We start from the raw sequence: 20,267 nt of genomic DNA, 5'->3' as shown, positions 1-20,267 counted from the left end.
CCGGGTTGGAATTGGCAGCGCCATGGCGCTAAAGGCGGAGCATGACGCTCCGCCTTGCCAAGACCGCAGATGCGCCCGCCCTTGCCGATCTCGGCCGCCGCGCCTTCATTGCCAAGTTCGGCAACCTTTACAGCCCCGAAAACCTCTCACGCTTCCTTGAGGAATCACATTCGGAAGCGACGGTTTCGTCGCAGCTGGCAGATCCCGAGATGAAGATTGCGGTGATCGAGGAAGAGGGCGTTCTGACCAGCTTCTGCAAGATCGTCCGCAAGAGTTCGCTTCCGCAGAAGACACCAGCAAGCTCGCCGATGGAACTCAAGCAGCTTTACACCGACCCTGACCTGATCGGGCGTGGCCACGGTGCGCGGCTGATGGACTGGGCCCTGGCCGAAGCGCGGGCCTGGGGCGCGGACGAGATGCAGCTTTCGGTCTATGCTCACAATCCCGATGCGCAGCGCTTCTACCGGCGCTATGGCCTCGACAAGGTGGCCGACATCGAATTCTGGGTGGGTGACCACTGCGATCCCGAATTCATGTTTGCCGGGCCGGTTTAGACGCCTTCCGGACCGGCTCCTTAATCCCTATAGAGGGCCCATGTCCTCGATCCGTCCCTGGCGCGATATCGCGCGTCGCAAGAGCCGCCAGATCATGGTCGGCAGTGTTCCCGTTGGCGGGGACGCTCCGATCACCGTGCAAACGATGACCAACACCCTGACGTCCGATGCCGTGGCCACGATCAACCAGATCCGCCGCTGCGAGGATGCCGGTGCCGACATCATCCGCGTCTCGTGCCCGGACGTCGAAAGCACCACGGCGCTGCGCCAGATCACCAAAGCCGCCCGCGTCCCGATCGTTGCGGATATCCACTTTCACTACAAGCGCGCGCTTGAAGCTGCCGATGCTGGCGCTGCCTGCCTGCGCATCAATCCCGGCAACATCGGCAGCAACGATCGCGTGGCGGAAGTGGTCCGGGCCGCCAAGGCCAATGGCTGCGCGATCCGTATCGGCGTCAACGCCGGCAGCCTCGAGAAGGACCTGCTGGAGAAGTACGGCGAGCCCTGCCCCGAGGCTCTCGTCGAAAGCGCGCTCGATCATATCAAGCTGCTGCAGGACCACGATTTTCACGAATACAAAGTGGCGGTGAAGGCCTCTGACGTATTCCTCGCGGTCGCTGCCTACATGGGACTTGCCGAAGCGGTCGATTGCCCGCTGCACCTTGGCATTACCGAGGCTGGCGGGTTGATCGGCGGCACGGTCAAGTCCTCGATCGGCATTGGCAACCTGCTCTGGGCGGGAATTGGAGATACCTTGCGCGTATCGCTTTCGGCGGAACCGGAAGAGGAAGTCCGCGTCGGCTTCGAGATCCTCAAGAGCCTCGGCCTGCGCACACGCGGTGTCCGCGTGGTCTCGTGCCCATCCTGTGCGCGTCAGGGCTTTGATGTGATCCGCACGGTAGAGGCGCTGGAGAGCCGCCTTTCCCACATCAAGACGCCGATCTCGCTGTCAGTGCTCGGCTGCGTCGTGAACGGCCCCGGCGAAGCGCGCGAGACCGATATCGGCCTCACCGGCGGCGGCAACGGCAAGCACATGGTCTACCTCTCGGGCGTGACCGACCACACTATCCAGTCCGAAGAGATGCTGGACCACATTGTATCGCTGGTAGAGAAGAAAGCCGCCGAGATCGAAGCGGCGACGACCGACGCGGGGAACGTCACCGAAGCGGCTGAATGACCCGTCAGCGCCCTGCGGCGGGTTTGTAGATGTCTATGTAGTCGGTGAGTTCATCACACCATTCGAAGGTGCGCAAGCGCCAATATGGGCGATTCTGCGTCACGGCAAAGCGCCAGTCTTCACGGGTCGCCTCGCATCTGCGGCCCGCATCGGGCGTGTCTGTAATGCGGATCGTGCCTGAAAAGACGAAGTAATCTGCGCCGATCTCCGTCACACGGCCATCGAGCCACAGGCGGCCGGGGCCATTCGACGAAGCCTGACTTGCCGTGAGCCTTATCACCCCGGCATCGTCCCGCGCATTGGCAGTGCCGCGCGTATTCCAGTTGATCCATTGCAAGGTCACGCCGGAATTACGCAGCAACTGATCCGCCGCAACCCGATCAAGGATCCGCGTAACGGCTGCCGAAGGCGTCGGAACTGGCGGCGTTGAAGCTTGCGATGCGGGAGCGGGTAGCGAAGCCGTCGGCCTCCCACCGTCGGGCGAACAGCCGGCAAGCGCCAGAAGCACTGGTACCGAGGCAAGCGCGGCGCGGATCATGGTGTTCATGCCTTTCGCAATTCTGCGGGGCTGGCAAGGTTCCTGGCGAATCGCTAGTCGTCGTTCATGACCATCTCCATCCGCGCGGCGACCCATGCCGATACACCCCTGATCGCCGAACTCATCCGCGCTCTCGCCGAGTATGAAAAGCTGGCGCACGAAGTCCGCTTCGACGAGGCGGTGCTGGCAGCCAAGCTCTTCGGCCCGCGCCCTTATGCCGAAGTCGTCATCGGAGAGCTGGATGGCGAGCCGCAAGGGTTTGCCTTGTTCTTCCACAATTTCTCGACGTTCGAAGGCAAGCCGGGGATCTACCTCGAAGACCTGTTCGTGCAACCTGAGGCTCGCGGCTCCGGCCTCGGCAAGGCGCTGCTCTCGCATCTGGCCGCCTTGGCCGTCGAGCGGGACTGCGCGCGTCTGGAATGGTCGGTGCTCGACTGGAACGAACCGGCGATCGGTTTCTACAAGTCGCTCGGCGCCAGGTTCATGGACGAATGGACGGTCATGCGCGTGGACGGCGACGCCCTGAGCCAGTTGGGAAGCCAGTTCGCGGCACATCCTGGCTCAGATGCTGGAAATCCGGTCGCAAATGCATAGAATGCTCGCCGTTCACGCTTGATAAGGCGAAAGCGTGTTACGGGACCGGACATGACAGACAAAGTCGACAGGCGAACGGTACTGGCAGGCGCTGCGGCAAGCGCCGTCGCTGCCGTGTTCCCGCCGCGCGTGGCGGCAGCAACTTACTATCCCAACCAGCAGCACCGCGAAGTCCTGCGCATTGCCGCCGAGCAAGTGGAGAAGCACCGCGCGTCGCTGTGGCGGACCGATATCGTCGGCATTGCGGACTTTGCGATGCCCTCGTCCTTGCCCCGCTTCCACTTTGCCAATCTGGAACGCGGCGAGGTCAGGTCTTTCCTCGTCGCGCACGGCCGCGGTTCCGACCCTGAGCACGATGGCTTCCTGAAGACCTTTTCCAACGAAGTCGGCAGCCTTGCCACCTCGCGTGGCGCCTACGTCACCTGGGAGTGGTACAAGGGCAAGTACGGAACCTCGATTCGCCTGGGCGGCCTGGAACCGGACAACTCCAACGTGCTTGACCGCGCAATCGTGCTGCATTCCGCGTGGTACGCCAATCCCGCAATGCTCGAGAAGTGGGGCAAGCTGGGCCGCTCTGACGGCTGCTTTGCCATGAGCGAGGCGGACTTCAACGAAGCCTTGTGGCACCTTTCCGGCGGGCGCCTGCTCTACGCCGACAGGTTGGGCCTGGGCTGAATACCGGATCGGGGACGAGGGACGCGCCGCCCCTTCGTCCTGCTCGTCAAGTGCCAGCCAAAACACCGGTCGCAATGGTAGGGATGCAGGACAAGCTCGCTTGCCTGCGCAGCAGCGGCCGCTTCATCCGCGCCACCGAACCGCCGCTTGCGCTGGCAGACGCTGAGCCTTGTCCTCGCCACCGTCGAATTACAGCGGATTGTCGAGCTTGATCACTTCCTCGTTGCTCTTGCGCTGCGTGGTATGCTGCTGGCGCGGCTGGGCAAAGCTCGCCAGCACCGGCGCGTCTCGGTTATAGATGTCGGGGAATGACCGCAGCATGCCGTTCACGTCGCGCGCGACGGTGAAATAGGTGAGATAGACCGGGAAGGTCTTGGTCATCGGCACCTTGGTGTAGACCTTCGAAGTATGGGCGGCGACCGCATCGTCCGGCGTCATGCTCGCGCCGAGGATCGCCATCGTCATGGCCAGCTCCGTCGCCCGTTCGACGCGCACGCAGCCGTGGCTCAGCGCGCGCGCTGTCAGATTGAACAGGTTCCGGTTCGGCGTATCATGCAGGAAGATCGCATGCTCGTTGGGCATATCGAGCTTCATGCGGCCCAGCGAATTGTTGTCTCCGGGCTGCTGGACGACATAGATCGTGCCATCAGCCGCCTTGGTCACCTTGTAGCCTTCGCGCTCGGCCTGCCTGGGATTGTTCACCAGACGTGCTCCCAGCCCTTCGCCGACGACGATCGACTGCGGCACGGTCCAAGTCGGGTTGAAGATGACGCCTTCGACCGTCTCGGCAAGCTGGGGCGTCGCAGTCTTGCCGGGCTTGCCGACGATGACCTTATAGGTGCTGATGATCTTGTTCTTGACCGTCAGGCGCAGCATCTGCTCGGGCACATTGGTCAGCAGGTACTGCGAACCGAGATCGCGGGCGAGCCAGCGCCAGCGGTCCATGTTCGCCCGAATCAGCGCCGCCTGCTTCTGGGTCTGCGCCTTGGGCAAAGCCGCCTTCAGCGCAGCGTAATCCGGCACCGTCGGCAGGAGGGCCATCAGCGCCCCCTTGACGTCATGCTTGTCGAGCGCTTCGGCGAGGATCAACGAGGTTGGATTGAGGTCCTGGTCGGGATCAACCGCGAACCACTGCACGCGCGCCGTCATCGGCGTGCGGCCATCGCGCAGGTCCTCGGCCAGCCATGTGAAGAGCTTCGTCGCCGTTTCATCGAGCTCCGGACCTTCGCCCTTGACGATTGCCGCAGACAACGCTTCCGGCTGGTAGTCTTTGGGGAACAGCCCTTCTGCTCCGATCCCCTTTATTGCTGCCAGTAGGGCCTGAGCATCCGCTTGTGTCCAATGCGGCGCAGCGACGGGCGCCGACGGGGCCGCGGTTACGACCGGAGCTGCGACGGTTGGCGCGACCACTGGCGGCTTGGCTTGCTTGGTCAGGTCGATCGGACCGGATGCTGGCGCCGTCTGGGCAACAAGCGGCTGTGCCGCGAACGTCAGCGCCACAAGGGCCACGCCAAACTTGCCCGAGGTCCCGATACCGAATTTCGCAAGCTTCACGTTCCGCACTTCCCTGTTCAATTGCGCCGTCGCGGGCGGCCGCACCACCGCCAATGTCCTGCCCCAAGGCCACTGGACTATCAAGCGGGGGACTATCAAGTATCGCGCCTGTCTGGAGCCTGAATCGCGCCCGGCGGCGAGATGATCGTTTCAAATCGCAACCAGTTTGCCTATGGCCTGAGCGATGAACGCTCATCGCCCGCTACTGCTCCCTGTCCTTGCCACGATGCTCGGGCTTGCGTTGTTCTCGGTGATGGACGGGGTGATGAAGGCCGCTTCACTGGCAATCGGCGCCTATGCTGCGATGTGCTGGCGAGGCCTTGCCGGATCGTTGCTGACGTTTCCGCTGTGGCTCTGGCGTGGGCAGGGCTGGCCTGCCTGGACCGTACTCAAGGTACACCTCCTGCGCGGGTCGGTTGCCTCTGTCATGGCCACGCTGTTCTTCTATGGTATCGTGCGGCTTCCACTGGCAGAGGGCATTGCGCTGTCCTTCATCGCTCCGCTTATCGCGCTCTATCTCGCAGCAATCATGCTGGGAGAGAAGGTAAGGCCCGCAGCCATCGGCGGCTCGCTTCTGGCGCTTGCAGGGGTGGTCGTCATTGCTGGGGGCAAGTTCGATGGCCCCTCGGACGCCGAAGCCATGAAGGGCCTTATCGCCACACTGGTGTCCGCGGTGCTCTACGCATGGAATCTGGTCCTGCAGCGTCAACAGGCGCTTCTCGCCAAGCCCGAGGAAGTGGCCTTCTTCCAGGCTCTCGTCCAATTCGGCTTTCTGGGTATGGGAGCATGGTGGTTCGCGCCATTTCCCACTGGTGAGGTCTGGTGGCTGATCGTCGGGTCGGCGATCCTGTCGGCCGCATCGATCATGCTTTTGAGCTGGGCCTATGGCCGAGCAGAAGCGCAGTTTCTGGTGCCCCTGGAATATACGGCGTTCATCTGGGCTGCGATTGTCGGATGGATTGCGTTCTCGGAACCGGTGACAGTGCCTATGCTCGCCGGGGTCACTCTGATTGTCGCAGGGTGCCTCTATGCCACCAAAAAGGCCCCGGCCGAGGCGATCGCGCACACCTGAAGCGGGCGCAATGCAGGCCGTTCTTGCAATTGCAAATCAATAAGTGTTCCTCCAGAATAAATCGCGCTGCACATGCGAGATTTGCGCCCCTCTCGCCCTTGACGTGCCCGCGCTTTGCGCGCATCGCCCTCTCGCTTTCAGGCCGTAACTCGCCGCGCCGCCACGGGCCTTTGGTCCAAGAGCGATTCCCCGCGTGGCACCGTACAGCAACGGCCGCGACAGGAGGGAAGACGCACAGCCATGACCCAGGTCGGACAGGATACGCTCGGCACCCGCAGCACGATGAACGTGGGCGGCAAGGACTATGCCTATTATTCGCTCAAGAAGGCTTCGGAGAAGTTCGGCGACGTTTCGCGCCTGCCCTTCTCGATGAAGGTCCTTCTCGAAAACCTTCTCCGCTTCGAGGATGGCGGCTTTACCGTCTCCACCGACGACGTGAAGGCAATCGTCGACTGGCAGAAGAGCCCAACCGAATCGAACAGCGAGATCCAGTACCGCCCGGCGCGCGTGCTGCTGCAGGACTTTACCGGCGTGCCCTGCGTGGTCGACCTTGCCGCGATGCGCGATGCCATCGCCACGCTCGGCGGTGACACCAGCAAGATCAACCCGCTGGTGCCGGTCAACCTCGTCATCGACCACTCGGTCATGGTGGACGAATTCGGCCACCCCAAGGCCTTCGAAGAGAACATGGAAATTGAATACCAGCGCAACATGGAGCGCTACGATTTCCTCAAGTGGGGTTCGAAGAGCCTTAACAACTTCTACGCCGTGCCTCCCGGCACCGGGATCTGCCATCAGGTCAACCTCGAGAACATCGCCCAGACCGTGTGGACCTCGACCGACCAGAACGGCGTCACGGTTGCCTACCCTGATACCTGCGTCGGCACCGACAGCCACACCACCATGGTCAACGGCCTCGGCGTGCTCGGCTGGGGCGTGGGCGGTATCGAGGCAGAAGCCGCGATGCTCGGCCAGCCGGTCTCGATGCTCATCCCCGAAGTCGTGGGCTTCAAGTTCACCGGCGAGCTCAAGGAAGGCGTCACCGCGACCGACCTCGTACTGACCTGCACCAACATGCTGCGCAAGCATGGCGTGGTCGGCCGTTTCGTCGAATACTACGGCCCCGGCCTTGCCGCCCTGTCGCTGGCTGATCGCGCGACGCTCGCGAACATGGCTCCGGAATACGGCGCCACCTGCGGCTTCTTCGGCATTGACGACAAGACGCTCGACTACATGCGCCTGACCGGCCGCGAGGAAGCGCAGATCGCGCTCGTCGAAGCCTATGCCAAGGAGCAGGGCTTCTGGATCGATCCTGCCGTCGAGCCAATCTTCTCCTCGACCCTCGAACTCGACCTCGGCACCGTCGTGCCCTCGCTCGCCGGCCCCAAGCGTCCGCAGGACCGCGTGTCGCTTCCCGAAGTCGACGACGTGTTCAATGCCGACATGGCCAACACCTACAAGAAGACCCCGGCCCGCGTCCCCGTCGAAGGCAAGGACTTCGACATCGGCGACGGTGACGTGACCATCGCCGCGATCACCTCGTGCACCAACACCTCGAACCCGGGCGTGCTGGTGGCTGCCGGTCTCGTCGCCAAGAAGGCCAACGAACTCGGCCTCAAGCCGAAGCCCTGGGTCAAGACCTCGCTGGCACCCGGCTCGCAGGTGGTCACCGACTACCTCAACAAGGCTGGCCTGCAGGAACACCTCGACGCGGTTGGCTTCAACCTCGTCGGCTATGGCTGCACCACCTGCATCGGCAACTCGGGTCCGCTCGCCGAACCGATCAGCAAGGCGATCAACGACAACGGCCTGGTTGCCGCTGCCGTGATCTCTGGCAACCGCAACTTCGAAGGCCGCGTCAGCCCCGACGTGCGCGCCAACTTCCTCGCCTCGCCGCCGCTGGTTGTTGCCTATGCGCTCAAGGGCACCGTGGTCGAAGACTTCACCACCACCCCGATCGGCAAGAGCAAGGACGGCGTTGATGTCTATCTCAAGGACATCTGGCCCTCGAACAGCGAAGTCGCCACCACCATGGCCGGCTGCATGGACCGCGCCATGTTCCAGGCCCGCTATGCCGACGTCTACAAGGGCGATGCGCACTGGCAGGCGATCAACGTCACCGGCTCGGAAACCTACTCGTGGCGCGCCGGGTCGACCTATGTCGCCAATCCGCCGTACTTCGAAGGCATGTCGATGACGCCGGCTCCGGTCAGCGACATCATCGAGGCCAAGCCGCTGCTGATCCTTGGCGATTCGATCACCACCGACCACATCTCGCCGGCCGGTTCGATCAAGGCTGACAGCCCCGCCGGCCAGTGGCTGATGGAGCATCAGGTCTCGAAGGCGGACTTCAACTCCTACGGCGCGCGCCGTGGCCACCACGAAGTCATGATGCGCGGCACTTTCGCCAACATCCGCATCAAGAACGAGATGGTCCCCGGCGTCGAAGGCGGCTTCTCGCGCTACGGCGACGAGGTCGGCTCGGTCTACGACGTGGCCATGAAGCACAAGGCCGATGGCGTGCCGACCGTGGTCATCGCCGGCAAGGAATACGGCACTGGCTCCAGCCGCGACTGGGCGGCCAAGGGCACCAACCTGCTCGGCGTCCGCGCCGTCATCGTCGAGAGCTTCGAGCGTATCCACCGCTCGAACCTCGTCGGCATGGGTGTGCTCCCGCTGCAGTTCAAGGAAGGCCAGAACCGCACCTCGCTGGCGCTCTCGGGCGACGATACCTTCACCATCAAGGGCGTTGCCAACCTGCAGCCGCGCCAGGATGTGGAAGTCGAAGTCACGCGCAAGGACGGCACCAAGCTGACCTTCACGGCGCTGTGCCGCATCGATACCGCCAACGAAGTCGAGTACTTCATGAACGGTGGCATCCTGCACTACGTGCTGCGCAAGCTCGCTTCGTAAGACGCGGCTTCAAGCCAGACAGAAAGGGCGCGGGGACTTCGGTCCTCGCGCCCTTTTCTTTGCCCTCAGGAGGCGTTCAGGCGGGCACGCCGCAGCCTTTGCACTCGGGGTCCCGCGCAATGCGCATCGTGCGCAGCGAGGGCTTCAGGCCGTCCATGACGTGCAGTTGCCCCCACTGGGGATCGCCGAGCGCCGATACGCCCTCGAGCAGCACCCGCATCGCCGCCATCGCGCCAAACGCGCCGACCATGCCGACCATCGCGCCCAGCACGCCAAGATCGGCGCAGCTATCGCAATCCTCGGCATCGAAGGCATCGCCAACGAAACAGCGGTAGCAGGCATGGTCCTCTCGATGACCAGCAAAGTTCGCCACCTGCCCCTGGAACCGCCCGAGCGCAGCACTGGTCAGCGGCACACCCGCCTTGACGCAGGCGTCCGAAACGGCAAGCCGCGTGGCGAAGTTGTCGCAGCCGTCGAGCACCACATCCGCCCCGGCGATCAGGCTTACAGCGTTGTCGCGATTGATGCGCAGGACATGGACCGAAACCTCCAGCGCTGGATCGAAGGCGTTGACCCACGCTGCTGCCGCCTCGGCCTTGGCCTTGCCGATGTCGGCTTCGGTATAGATGGTCTGCCGCTGCAGGTTGCTCGCCTCGACCACGTCGTCATCCACCAGCGTCAAGCGGCCAACTCCTGCTCCCGCGAGGTACTGCAGCGCAGGCGAGCCAATGCCGCCCATGCCGATCAGCACGGCATGGCTCTGCGCCAGTTTCGCCTGCCCCATCGCACCCACTTCGGGCAGGACGATATGGCGGGCGAAGCGGTCTAAGCGGTCTGGCGTCATGCGACGCAATTAGGGAAGAAGAAGGGGAAATGCGAGGGTCATCAGCCTCGCATTTCCCTTTCTCTTAGTCCTCCAGCTGCCGCAGCAGCGTGCGCACGTCGCCGTCCATGTCGGCGTCGCGGGTGCGCAGTTCCTCGATCAGGCGCACAGCGTGGATCACGGTCGAGTGATCGCGTCCGCCGAACTTGCGGCCGATTTCCGGGTAGGAGCGGGGCGTCAGCACCTTGGCTAGGTACATCGCAACCTGGCGCGGACGCACCACGGCACGGGCACGACGCTTCGAGGCCATTTCCGTGCGGTCGACGCGGTAGAACTGGCAGACCGTGCGCTGGATCTCGTCAATGGTGATGCGGCGGCGGTTGGCCGAGAGGATGTCGGTCAGCTGCTCTTCAGCGAGCTGCAGCGACACCGGCTGGCCGGTGAGCTGGGCATAGGCGATCAGCTTGTTGAGGCCACCGACAAGCTCGCGCACGTTGCGGTTGATGGTGCGAGCGAGGAACTCGATCACGTCCGCCGGCACTTGCGTGTTGCCGAACCGGCCCAGGCGATGCTCGAGAATCTTGCGGCGCAGTTCGATGTCGGCCGGCTGGATGTCCGCCACCAGACCCATGGACAGGCGCGAGAGCAGGCGCTGCTCGACGCCGTCCAGCGCCTGGGGCGCACGGTCAGCGGCGACGACGAGGCGCTTGCCTGCGCTCATCAGCGCATCGATCGTGTGGAGGAATTCCTCCTGCGTGCTAGCCTTACCGATGATGAACTGGATGTCGTCCACCAGCAGCATGTCGAAGCCGCGCAGACGGGCCTTGAACTCGATCATCTCGTTCGAGCGCATGGCCTGGACGAATTCGATCATGAACCGCTCTGCCGAGCAGTAGAAGATGCGCGCGCCCGGCTTGTTGGCGGCAAAGGCGTGGCCGATGGCGTGGAGCAGGTGGGTCTTGCCCTGTCCGGTCGAGCCCTTGAGGTAGAGCGGCGAGAACTGCGGGGTCTCGACCGCGGCCATGCGCTGCGCCGCGTTGACCGCCAGCACGTTGGCGGAGCCGGAGACGAACTCGGCGAAAGTCAGCGAAGGGTCGAGACCGGACAGCGCTGAATCGAGCATCGCCGGAGCAGCGTGAACCGGAGCGCGCGGCGCGATCGGCGCTTCGCCACCGACACGCAGCTCCGGCATCGAGCGGCGGCGCGGGTGGACGGTGATGCGCACCTGGCGCACTTCAGAGCGTGCGATCTTCCAGGCAAGGCTGAGGCGATCGGCGAACCGATCGGCCACCCAGTTCGCCGAGAATTCGGTCGGCAGGAACAGGTCGAGCGTGCCGGTTTCCTTGCAGAACGAACCGAGCTGGATCGGCTTGATCCACTGCGCGTGGAGTTGCGGCCCAAGGTCCTTCTTCAGACCCTGGCTGATGTCGGCCCAGTCTGCTGCCAGATCCAGCGCTTCCTGGTCCTCGATCATTGTGCTGTCACGTCCCTTCTTGCCCGTCATGCTACGCTCGCCTTCGCCCTTGGCGGTGGTCGCCATGGCGCTGACCGCGCTTCCCCCTGCGAAATCGTCTACTTTCACGCTTCGCTGCCTCGACTGAATTGGCCCGCGCGCTTCCCCGGCACGCAGACACAAAATGCCCCTGCTCTGCCGCACAAGGCGCAGCAGACCCTGTTCGATGAAATTTCAAGTGACACCAAGTGGCAGTGATTCCCGCCCCCGGTCCGCATTGTCTATTGGGGTTCGCCCCCTTCGCGCAAGCGGGCAGGGAGCAAAAAAACTGAAATAAATGCCCTTGACTCGCCCTAACCCGCAGAGATGCATCAAATAGCTGAAAACTAAGGCTTTTTACTTATGCAGTCATGCACGGTCATGCGAATCGCGTAGATTCCGTGACTTGTTGCGACTGCACAATGTAACAATGCGGAAGACTGCGGATCAGTAGGCACACAAATGAAAATGGCCGGCGAAATCATCGCCGACCATGTTCTTTATTTGTGCCGTTCTGGAAGAATGTCCGCCGCTTCGAGCAGCGAATCATCCTGCCAAAGTCAGAGCGCGGCGACGCGCTTCGACAGGCGCGACATCTTGCGCGCGACGGTGTTCTTGTGGAGCACGCCACGGGCAACGCCACGCGCCAGCTCGGGCTGGGCTTCCTTCAGCGCCGCAGCAGCAGCCGTCTTGTCGCCGCCAGCCAGTGCAGTCTCGACCTTCTTCACGAAGGTGCGGATGCGCGAAAGGCGGTTGCCGTTGATTTCGGCGCGACGTTCATTGCGACGGATACGCTTGCGGGCTTGCGGCGTGTTGGCCATGGTCTTCCTGTTTCTCGTGCCTTGGCGGGCGCCAGGAGCGACCGCGTGAATCTCATCCAGTGGCGGGATGTCCCGCCGGAAAGCGCGCCCCATAACTGTGGACACCCGAATCGTCAACAGATTCGGCGCATCTCCACCCTCAGGCCGTCACGCGGCTTCGGGATCGGCCAGGCCTGCCACAGCGGCTCGGCACCGGCGGCCATCCGCACCTCGAATCGCGTGAGGATGTGATTGGCCAGAAGCTTGACCTGCATATAGGCGAAATGCAGCCCCAGGCACATGTGCGCGCCGCCGCCGAACGGCACCCAGGCATACTTGTGCCGCGCCGCCACCTTGTCCGCGGTAAAGCGCATGGGATCGAAGATCTCGGGCGATTCCCAGTGAGCCGGATCGGCATGAACCGCTGCCGGACTGATCCCGATCGGGGTCCCGGCCGGAATGTCATAGCCGCCAAAGCGGAAGTCCCGCAGCGCCCGGCGCGGCATGTTCGGCACCGGCGGCATGAAGCGCAGCGCTTCCTTGAAGGCCATCTCGGTCAGTTCCATCCGCCCAAGGTCCTCGTAGGCCAAGGGCAGGCCGTCCCCTCCCGTCACCGCGCGCGCCTCGGCCCGCAGGCGGTCCTGCCACCGGGGGTTCTTGGCCAGCTGCCAGAACAGCACCGTTGCTGAAGAGGTGATCGTGTCGTGCGCCGCCATCATCAGGAAGATCATGTGATCGACCACCACGTCCTCCGGCAGCAACGAGCCGTCGTCTCGGGTCGCGAGCGCGAACTGGCTGAACATGTCCTGCCCCGGATTGGCCCGACGCTCGCGCACCAGCCGCCCGAAGTAGTCGACCATCAGCCGTCGCCCGGCCACGCCCTTGCCCATCTTGGTGAAGGGCAGCGGCTTGCGCACCACGCCGACCGAGGCCTGCACCATGTCGACGAAGGCCTTGTTCAGCCGGTCTGCCTCAGGCCCCAGCGGCAGGCCGAGGAAGCTCGATGCCGCCGTGTCCAGCGTGAGCGCCTTGATCGCGTCGTAGAAGCGCATCGAGCCATTCCCAGTGTTCTTGGCCCACTGCTCCATCGCCGAGGCAATCCCGGTATTCAGTACCCCGCAATAGGCCCGCATCGGCTCGGGCTTGAACGCGATCGACAAGGCCCGCCGGTCAACCCGGTGTGCCTCGAAATCCATAAGCATCAGCCCGCGCGGGAACAGCAGGTTCAGCACCGGCCCCCAGCCCTGCTCGTTCGAAAACAGCTTGTCGCGATCGAACAGCACCAGTTCGTTGGCATCGGCCCCGATCAGGTTGACCCCGCGCCGCCCGAAGCTGCGCGTTCGGAACACCGGGCCATATGTTTCGACCATGCGCTTCTGGAAGCCCAGCGGATCGGCCAGCTGCATCAGCGTGGTGCCGAGCACGGGCCAGCCGTCCTCGCCGGGAATGTGGTCAAGCTTGTGATCACCGCCCAGCCGCACCCAGTGCGGATTGGCGCGTTCTGTATGCAGGTTAGCAGCAGCCTCGGGTGCGATGCTGGCCATGGTGTCTCCCGGTGTTCTGGTTTAACCGGTCAATTAACACGCCTGTCAGCAGCGGCCAAGAGCCTTATTCGATCCAGCCCGCCAGTTCGCGCCGTGCCATCGTCTCCAGCATATCCATTCCGACTGGCCCGGCGTTGAGGCACTCGAGCGCGGCGAAGTGCGTACCGCCCGCCGCCTCGAAGTCTTCCTTGCCGCGAATCGCCAGCTCTTCCAGTGTCTCCAGACAGTCCGCCGAAAAGCCCGGCGCCGCGATCACAACGCGCTTCGTTCCCTTCTCGGCCTCAACCGCCAGCACGGCATCGGTCGCAGGCTCGAGCCACTTGGCCCGCCCGAAGCGTGATTGGAACGTCGTGACCAGCCGCAAGCCAGGATGGCTCTGCGCGAACCGCTCGGCCAGCAGGCGCGAAGTCTTCTGGCAGTGGCAGTGGTAGGGATCGCCAAGGTAGAGCGTCCGCTCCGGCATGCCGTGATAGCTCAGCAGCAGCAGTTCCGGCGCAAAGTCCAGCGCAGCCATCTGCCGCGTCATGTCGGCATGAAGCGCACCGATATAGGCCGGATCATCGTGATAGGGCGGCAGCGTGCGCAGCGCAGGCACGCGACGACGCAGCTTGATCCAGTCGGCCAGGGCGTCGAGCGCAGATGCCGTCGTCGCGCCCGAATAGTGCGGATAGAGCGGGGCCACCAGAATGCGCTCGCACCCTGCTGCCACCAGCGCATCGAGCTCCTTGGCCATCGACGGCGATTGATAGCGCATCGCATGGCGCACGATCGCCGCATCGCCCAGCCGCTCCTGCAATGCGCGGGCCTGCGCCTTGGTGATCGCAGCCAGCGGCGATCCGTCCTCGCTCCACACCTGCGAATAGGCGTGTGCCGACTTCTTTGGCCGCGTGTTGAGGATGATGCCGCGCAGGATCGGCTGCCAGATCAGCCTGGGGATCTCCACCACGCGCGGATCGGACAGGAACTCCTTGAGGTAGCGCTTGACCGAATCGACATCGGGCGCGTCGGGCGTGCCGAGGTTGACGACAAGCACGCCGACCTTGCCGGTCAGCACATTGGGGTGATCGGCCGGACGTTCCATTGCAATCCTTGGGAAGAGGCTCAAAGGCCTTCGGAAATCAGGGGCAGGCGGCGGAAGCGCACGCCCGTTGCGGAGAACAGGGCATTGGCAATGGCAGGAGCCACCGCGACCATGCCCAGCTCGCCGGGGTCGAACGGGTCTTCGTTGCTGTCGGCAAAGGCAATATCAACCTTGGGGCAATCGGCAAGCAGGGGTAGCCCCAATTGCGAGAGTCTGCCTGCCAGAGGCCGCCCCTTGGCATAGCCGCTCGCCCCGCCGACCGCGTGGGCCAAGCCGAACATCAGCCCGCCCTCGATCTGCTGGCCCCGCACCACGCCCGCCTCGCTGCGCGCCGTGGCGACGACCGCGATCAGTCCCTTTCGCACGGCCCCGCCGCCCGTGGCCAGTTCCATCTGGTGACAGGCAATGCCCTGTCCCGAAGCCTCGATCCCGCCGCCCCACTGCGCCAGCCGCCCCGCCCCCTGCAGGCAGGCCACCAGCCGCGGCTCACCCTCGAGCATGCCGACCCGGAACGACAGCGGTTCCTTGCCTGCGGCATGGGCCAGCTCGTCAACGAAGCTCTCGGTGAAGAACGCGGTATAGCCGTGCGCCTGCCCGCGAAAGCGCGCCGTCGGCTGCCGCAGCGCCAGCGGCACCTGCTCCACCGCCTTTTCCGGAATGCGATAGAGTGGCATCGCGCCTTCGCAGGCCATCGGATCAACCCGATCCTGCAGCTCGAGCGCTTGGCCCACCCCCCAGCCATCAAGCAGACGCGCGCCGGATTCAACTGCTGTCGCTGGCACCGCAAGCCGCGCCCGCCAGCCCAGCACCCGCGTCTTGTCCGGACTCAACGCCCCATCGAGCTGCGCTGAAACCGGCGTGCGCGGGATGCCCGCCAACGCTTCCTGCCAGCGCGAGTACGTCAGCTGCACCGGCTTGCCGATGACCTTGCAGATCGCCGCCACTTCTGCGGCGATGCGTACGTCGAGCCGCGCATCGAAACTGCCGCCGGCGTGCATCGGATAGACGATCACGTCCCGGCGCGAGAGCCCTGCCGCCCGGGCCGCCGCACGTCTTGCCCGTTCCGGGGCCTGCGTCGCGATCCACAGCTCAAGCGACCCATGCCGCATCCGCGCCGTGGCGCTGGCGGTCTCCAGCGGCGCGTGGAACGCCGGTTCGACATCGTAGCGCGCGGTCAGTGAAGGCTTGGCCAGCAACGCGTCCGGATCACCATCTGCAAGGAGCCGCTGCGGCTCCCCCTTGGTCAGCGCCTTGTCGAGCGCGACCAGCACCTTTTCGGCATCGGCAATCGGGCCGTCAGCCTTGAAGCGCGGCTCCATCGCCCGCACTGCCTTGTCGGCACTGAACCAGTCGGTTGCGACCGCTGCCAGCCAGCGCTTGGCATGGACCACGCCGACAAGGCCGCGAACTGCCGCCGCCGCCTGCTTGTCATAGCTCGACAGCACGCTCGCCCCTTGCGGTCCATGCGCGATCGCCGCGTAAACCATCCCGGGCAGGCGAACGTCCCCCGCGAAGGTGAAGCTGCCATCGACCTTGGCAGGCAGGTCGAGCCGCGGATGGCTGGGCGGCGATCCTTCAGGAAACTGCCCGGGCTTCTCGCGCGGGGGTTCGGCGCGCAGCACGGGCACGTCCGGGGGATTGTAGTCCACTGCTGCATCAAGCAGTTCGGCAAACGACAGGCGCTTGTTCTGATGCGAAACGAAGCTGCCTTTCGTCTCGCACTCCTCCCAGCCGACGCCCCACTTGTCTGCCGCCGCCTGTGCCATCATCGCCCGCAGCGCCGCACCAGCCTCGCGCAAGGGCGTTTCGAAAGCCGCCAGCGCCGTACCGTCGGCCGTGATCATCAAAGGCCCGCGCTCGGCATGGAGACGCGCCAGCATCCCGTCGGCGTCCTGTCCCAGCGAGGCAAAGGCGGGCATCCACAACGGTGCCCACTTTGCCGAAAGGACCGGATCGGCATAGGCGGGGCTGATCGGCGCGGCTTCCACCGCCACCTTGCGCCAGTCGGCTCCGGCCTCGTCCGCCACGATCTGCGCGACCAGCGTGGTGATGCCCTGCCCCATTTCGCAAAATGGCACGGCTACGGTCAGCACGCAGTCCTTTCCACCCTTGACCCTGCCAACCTTCAGGAAAGCATCGACGACATGCTCGCCCTTGCCCGCCTGCAGCGGCACGGGATGGCGGCGCGGGATCAGCGGGAAGGCGATGAGCAGGGCGCCGCCCACTCCTGCTCCCACCAGCATCCCTCGCCGCGTCAGGCGCATGAAGCTCAGCGCTTCCCGTCGAGCCAGGCGAGGACCGAGCGCGCGATCGACAGGAATGCCTCGGCCTGCGGGCTGTCACCTGCGGCAGGGGGATTGCCTGCATCGCTCTCGCGCCGGATCGCCATGTCGAGCGGGACACGGCCGAGGAACGGCAGGCCCATCGTCTTTGCTGCCGCTTCTGCTCCGCCCACGCCGAACGGATCGCTCTCTTCGCCGCAATGGGGGCAGATGTAGCCCGCCATGTTCTCGACCATGCCGATGATCGGCACCTTGCCCTGCTCGAACAGGCCGATCGCGCGGGTCGCATCCATCAGCGCCAGATCCTGCGGGGTCGAGACGATCACTGCGCCCGCCGGCTTGTGCTTCGAAAGCATGGTCAGCTGCACGTCGCCGGTGCCGGGCGGCAGGTCGACGACGATGATTTCGGTATCGCCCCAGTGCGCGTCGATCAGCTGGCCCAGCGCATTGCCCGCCATCGGCCCGCGCCACGCGATTGCTTGCCCCGGCTGCACCAGATGCCCCATCGACAGCATCGGCACGCCATAGGGCGAAGGGATCGGATGGATCTTGTTGTCCTCGGCCTCTGGCTTGCGGCCTTCGGTCAGCAGCAGGCGCGGCTGCGACGGGCCATAGATGTCGGCATCGACCAGACCGACCTTGCGCCCGAGCCGGTGCATGGCCACGGCAAGGTTGGCCGAAAGGGTGGACTTGCCGACCCCGCCCTTGCCCGATCCCACGGCGATGATCACGCGCGACTTGCGCTCTGCCGTCATGCCAAGGCGCAAATCGCCAACGCCTGCCTTGCGCGCCGCATCGCGCACCGCCATTTCCAGCTTGTCGCGATCGAGCCGCTCCAGCCCGCCGACTTCAAGCATGACAGTCGCAGTGTCGCCCGCCACTTTCACCGTCTGCAGGCGGTCCCCTGCCACTTCCCCGAGCGCATTGCGCAGTGCCTGTTCGTCGATGCTCACGCCATTTCCCGTGTTCCGCTCCATCCCGGAGCTGTCCGTTCGGCCCTAGCAGATGAATTTTCGGGAATGGACACTGTTTTTCGCATCAAGGGTTCCTATAACCTAAGGCATGACAGACTTGGGCGGAATGATCGCGCGCTTTGGCCGGGAGACGGGCCTTTTCATGACAGGCAAGAAAAGCCCCTGGGGTTCGGGCGGCGGCAACGACGCGCCGACATCGGGCGCCGGGTCCTCCGGTGAAGCTCCTGAAACCACACCACCGCCAGCGGCGCCGGGTGCCGAAGGCCCGCGCAATCCCTGGCTCCCGCCGCAATCCGGCGATGGCCAGAAAGACAGCGGACGGCGTGGCCCGAACATCGAAGACATCTTCCGCAACCGCAAGGGTGGCGGCAATGGCGGTGGCGGCGGCCGTGGCCCCAACATCCCGCGCCTGCCGCAGCGCCCCGATGGCAAGTCGTGGGCTCCGGTCGTGGTCGGCCTCATCGTGCTGGCATTCCTCGGCACCTCGATGATCCACCTGATCGCCCCGCAGGAAAAGGGCGTGGTCACCACTTTCGGTTCCTATTCGCGCACGCTGGATTCCGGCACTGCGGTCACGCTTCCCTGGCCGATCCAGTCGGTCAAGGTCGAGGACGTGACCTCGATCCGCCGCGAATCGATCCCCGAGGGCGATGGCGAGAAGCTGATGCTCACCGCCGACCAGAACCTGGTTGACCTCACCTATCTCGTCCGCTGGAACATCAAGGACCTGAAGCTCTACATGTTCCAGCTGGCCGACCCTGACCAGACCGTGCGCGAAGTGGCCGAGGCTGCGATGCGCCAGTCCATCGCTGAGGTTAACCTCAACGACGTGATGGGATCCGGCCGCGCGCAGATCGAACTCAACGTGCGCGAGCGCATGCAGCGCGTGCTCGATGCCTATCGCTCGGGGGTCGTCATCCAGGGTGTCGACATCAAGAAGACCGATCCGCCGGCCAAGGTCGTCGATGCCTTCAAGGAAGTGCTCGCCGCCCAGCAGGACGCGCAGAGCGAGATCAACCGGGCGCAAGCCTGGGCGCAACAGCTCACCGCCCGCGCCGGCGGTGAGGCAACCGCATTCGACAAGGTCTACGAGCAATACAAGCTCGCCCCCGAAGTCACCCGCCGCCGCATGTACTACGAAACAATGGAGCGTGTGCTGAGCCAGACCGACAAGGTGATCGTCGAGACGCCCAATACCCAAGCCTACCTGCCGCTACCCGAAATGAAGCGCAGCCAGAAGCCGCAGGAAGGGGGTCAGTAAGATGAGCGCGATCCAGACCTTTTGGGCCGAACGCAAGGCCGTCGTCATCGCCGCAGGCGTTGCCCTGCTGGCGGCCGCCAGCTGCCTCACCGTGGTCGATGAGAAAACCCAGGCGGTGATCATCCGCCTCGGCCAGCCCAACCGCGTGGTCAACAGGTTCGAACCCAAGACCGATTTCGGCCAGACCGGCGCGGGTATCGTTCTGCGGATTCCGTTCATGGAAAAGGTGGTCAATGTCGACAAGCGGATCCTTGATCTCGACATGGAGCGCCAGCAGGTGCTCTCGGCCGACCAGCGCCGCCTCGAAGTGGACGCGTTTGCCCGCTTCCGCATCATCGATCCGGTGCGCATGGTACAGACCGCCGGGACGACCGAACGCGTCGCCGAACAGCTCCAGCCGATCCTGAACTCCGCCTTGCGTCAGGAACTGGGCAAGCGCACGTTCGGCTCGCTGCTCACTGCCGACCGTGGCCGCGCGATGGAGCAGATCCGCGAGGGGCTCGACCGCGAGGCGCGCGAGTATGGCGCACAGGTGATCGACGTGCGCATCAAGCGGGCCGACCTTCCCGAAGGCACCCCGCTCGAATCCGCGTTCACCCGGATGGCCACCGCGCGCCAGCAGGAAGCCGCCACGATCCGCGCGCAAGGCCAGAAGCAGGCGCAGATCATCCGCGCCACGGCCGAAGCGACCGCGGCCAAGACCTATGCCGATGCCTTCAACAAGGACCCGGCGTTCTACGATTTCTACCGCGCGATGCAGAGCTACGACGCAACCTTTGCGCAGAAGGGATCAAGCACCTCGATCGTGCTTTCGCCCGACAACGAGTACCTCAAGCAGTTCAAGGGCAAGTAATCCCCAAGCTGAACGGTACGGAACATCGTCATTCAAAGTCCGTTCATCGCAAGGGGGGTGAATCGACTTTGGCACAAGTC

General features: G+C 64.5%; 17 protein-coding genes. 8 read left to right on the top strand and 9 right to left on the bottom strand.

Going from position 1 to position 20,267, the window contains the following annotated elements:
* The first annotated feature begins 41 nt into the window (after positions 1-41).
* A complete protein-coding gene (locus AX703_RS15895) occupies positions 42-554 on the top strand; it encodes a GNAT family N-acetyltransferase (RefSeq protein WP_062345406.1) in 513 nt (170 codons plus the stop codon).
* 40 nt (positions 555-594) lie between these two features.
* Positions 595-1,731 carry a flavodoxin-dependent (E)-4-hydroxy-3-methylbut-2-enyl-diphosphate synthase gene (gene ispG / locus AX703_RS15890; protein ID WP_039333520.1) on the top strand — a complete coding sequence of 379 codons (1,137 nt, stop codon included), beginning with the start codon at positions 595-597 and terminating at the stop codon, positions 1,729-1,731.
* A 4-nt stretch (positions 1,732-1,735) separates the two neighbouring features.
* Here the strand turns inward: ispG and AX703_RS15885 are convergent, their stop codons facing one another.
* Positions 1,736-2,278, bottom strand: coding sequence for a hypothetical protein (locus tag AX703_RS15885; protein WP_156135745.1), 543 nt, complete (start codon positions 2,276-2,278; stop codon positions 1,736-1,738).
* 57 nt (positions 2,279-2,335) lie between these two features.
* Between AX703_RS15885 and AX703_RS15880 the strand changes: the two genes are divergently transcribed.
* Positions 2,336-2,863, top strand: coding sequence for a GNAT family N-acetyltransferase (locus AX703_RS15880; RefSeq protein WP_062345404.1), 528 nt, complete (start codon positions 2,336-2,338; stop codon positions 2,861-2,863).
* Between the two features lie 51 nt (positions 2,864-2,914).
* Positions 2,915-3,538, top strand: coding sequence for a murein L,D-transpeptidase catalytic domain-containing protein (locus tag AX703_RS15875; RefSeq protein ID WP_039333517.1), 624 nt, complete (start codon positions 2,915-2,917; stop codon positions 3,536-3,538).
* 189 nt (positions 3,539-3,727) lie between these two features.
* Here AX703_RS15875 and AX703_RS15870 read toward each other — a convergent pair whose 3' ends face one another.
* A complete protein-coding gene (locus AX703_RS15870; RefSeq protein WP_369821033.1) occupies positions 3,728-5,038 on the bottom strand; it encodes a L,D-transpeptidase family protein in 1,311 nt (436 codons plus the stop codon).
* 238 nt (positions 5,039-5,276) lie between these two features.
* On the opposite strand from AX703_RS15870, the gene AX703_RS15865 reads away from it, so the two are divergent.
* Entirely contained in the window at positions 5,277-6,164 is an 888-nt protein-coding gene (locus AX703_RS15865) for a DMT family transporter (protein ID WP_062345400.1), read from the top strand.
* Positions 6,165-6,404: 240 nt separating this feature from the next.
* Positions 6,405-9,077 (top strand): aconitate hydratase AcnA, encoded by a 2,673-nt coding sequence (gene acnA / locus AX703_RS15860; protein ID WP_062345398.1) that lies wholly within the window; start codon positions 6,405-6,407, stop codon positions 9,075-9,077.
* Between the two features lie 76 nt (positions 9,078-9,153).
* On the opposite strand, the gene AX703_RS15855 is transcribed toward acnA, so the two are convergent.
* The 7 genes from AX703_RS15855 to AX703_RS15825 form a co-directional block, all read right to left on the bottom strand.
* On the bottom strand, positions 9,154-9,921 hold the full coding sequence (locus AX703_RS15855; protein WP_062345396.1) for a HesA/MoeB/ThiF family protein: 768 nt from the start codon (positions 9,919-9,921) through the stop codon (positions 9,154-9,156).
* 64 nt (positions 9,922-9,985) lie between these two features.
* Positions 9,986-11,404: a chromosomal replication initiator protein DnaA gene (gene dnaA, locus AX703_RS15850; RefSeq protein WP_369821032.1), complete on the bottom strand. Its 1,419-nt coding sequence runs from the start codon at positions 11,402-11,404 to the stop codon at positions 9,986-9,988.
* 548 nt (positions 11,405-11,952) lie between these two features.
* Entirely contained in the window at positions 11,953-12,213 is a 261-nt protein-coding gene (gene rpsT, locus AX703_RS15845) for a 30S ribosomal protein S20 (RefSeq protein ID WP_039333732.1), read from the bottom strand.
* A 113-nt stretch (positions 12,214-12,326) separates the two neighbouring features.
* The gene (locus tag AX703_RS15840) at positions 12,327-13,736 is read right to left on the bottom strand and encodes a cytochrome P450 (protein WP_062345394.1); all 1,410 of its coding nucleotides are present in this window, start codon (positions 13,734-13,736) and stop codon (positions 12,327-12,329) included.
* A 64-nt stretch (positions 13,737-13,800) separates the two neighbouring features.
* Complete coding sequence (gene hemH / locus AX703_RS15835; protein ID WP_156452092.1) at positions 13,801-14,817, bottom strand: ferrochelatase; 1,017 nt, start codon at positions 14,815-14,817, stop codon at positions 13,801-13,803.
* A 20-nt stretch (positions 14,818-14,837) separates the two neighbouring features.
* Positions 14,838-17,081, bottom strand: a complete 2,244-nt coding sequence (locus AX703_RS15830) for a molybdopterin cofactor-binding domain-containing protein (RefSeq protein WP_062345390.1) — start codon at positions 17,079-17,081, stop codon at positions 14,838-14,840.
* 5 nt (positions 17,082-17,086) lie between these two features.
* Positions 17,087-18,076: an Mrp/NBP35 family ATP-binding protein gene (locus AX703_RS15825; RefSeq protein WP_082734639.1), complete on the bottom strand. Its 990-nt coding sequence runs from the start codon at positions 18,074-18,076 to the stop codon at positions 17,087-17,089.
* Between the two features lie 139 nt (positions 18,077-18,215).
* Between AX703_RS15825 and hflK the strand changes: the two genes are divergently transcribed.
* A complete protein-coding gene (hflK, locus tag AX703_RS15820) occupies positions 18,216-19,334 on the top strand; it encodes an FtsH protease activity modulator HflK (protein ID WP_062345455.1) in 1,119 nt (372 codons plus the stop codon).
* Between the two features lies 1 nt (position 19,335).
* Positions 19,336-20,187 carry a protease modulator HflC gene (hflC, locus tag AX703_RS15815; RefSeq protein WP_039333500.1) on the top strand — a complete coding sequence of 284 codons (852 nt, stop codon included), beginning with the start codon at positions 19,336-19,338 and terminating at the stop codon, positions 20,185-20,187.
* Positions 20,188-20,267 lie beyond the last annotated feature (80 nt).

This window comes from Novosphingobium sp. CCH12-A3 (genome assembly GCF_001556015.1).
GTDB lineage: Bacteria > Pseudomonadota > Alphaproteobacteria > Sphingomonadales > Sphingomonadaceae > Novosphingobium > Novosphingobium subterraneum.
Note: the sequence above shows the minus strand (reverse complement) of the source record. Positions and strands in the feature narration are given on the sequence as shown.

Coding starts and splice junctions, on each gene's coding strand:
- AX703_RS15895 (WP_062345406.1), top strand. CDS start 42: ATGACGCTCCGCCTTGCCAAGACCGCAGATGCGCCCGCCCTTGCCGAT.
- ispG (WP_039333520.1), top strand. CDS start 595: ATGTCCTCGATCCGTCCCTGGCGCGATATCGCGCGTCGCAAGAGCCGC.
- AX703_RS15885 (WP_156135745.1), bottom strand. CDS start 2,278: ATGAACACCATGATCCGCGCCGCGCTTGCCTCGGTACCAGTGCTTCTG.
- AX703_RS15880 (WP_062345404.1), top strand. CDS start 2,336: ATGACCATCTCCATCCGCGCGGCGACCCATGCCGATACACCCCTGATC.
- AX703_RS15875 (WP_039333517.1), top strand. CDS start 2,915: ATGACAGACAAAGTCGACAGGCGAACGGTACTGGCAGGCGCTGCGGCA.
- AX703_RS15865 (WP_062345400.1), top strand. CDS start 5,277: ATGAACGCTCATCGCCCGCTACTGCTCCCTGTCCTTGCCACGATGCTC.
- acnA (WP_062345398.1), top strand. CDS start 6,405: ATGACCCAGGTCGGACAGGATACGCTCGGCACCCGCAGCACGATGAAC.
- AX703_RS15855 (WP_062345396.1), bottom strand. CDS start 9,921: ATGACGCCAGACCGCTTAGACCGCTTCGCCCGCCATATCGTCCTGCCC.
- dnaA (WP_369821032.1), bottom strand. CDS start 11,404: ATGACGGGCAAGAAGGGACGTGACAGCACAATGATCGAGGACCAGGAA.
- rpsT (WP_039333732.1), bottom strand. CDS start 12,213: ATGGCCAACACGCCGCAAGCCCGCAAGCGTATCCGTCGCAATGAACGT.
- AX703_RS15840 (WP_062345394.1), bottom strand. CDS start 13,736: ATGGCCAGCATCGCACCCGAGGCTGCTGCTAACCTGCATACAGAACGC.
- hemH (WP_156452092.1), bottom strand. CDS start 14,817: ATGGAACGTCCGGCCGATCACCCCAATGTGCTGACCGGCAAGGTCGGC.
- AX703_RS15830 (WP_062345390.1), bottom strand. CDS start 17,081: ATGCGCCTGACGCGGCGAGGGATGCTGGTGGGAGCAGGAGTGGGCGGC.
- AX703_RS15825 (WP_082734639.1), bottom strand. CDS start 18,076: ATGGAGCGGAACACGGGAAATGGCGTGAGCATCGACGAACAGGCACTG.
- hflK (WP_062345455.1), top strand. CDS start 18,216: ATGACAGGCAAGAAAAGCCCCTGGGGTTCGGGCGGCGGCAACGACGCG.
- hflC (WP_039333500.1), top strand. CDS start 19,336: ATGAGCGCGATCCAGACCTTTTGGGCCGAACGCAAGGCCGTCGTCATC.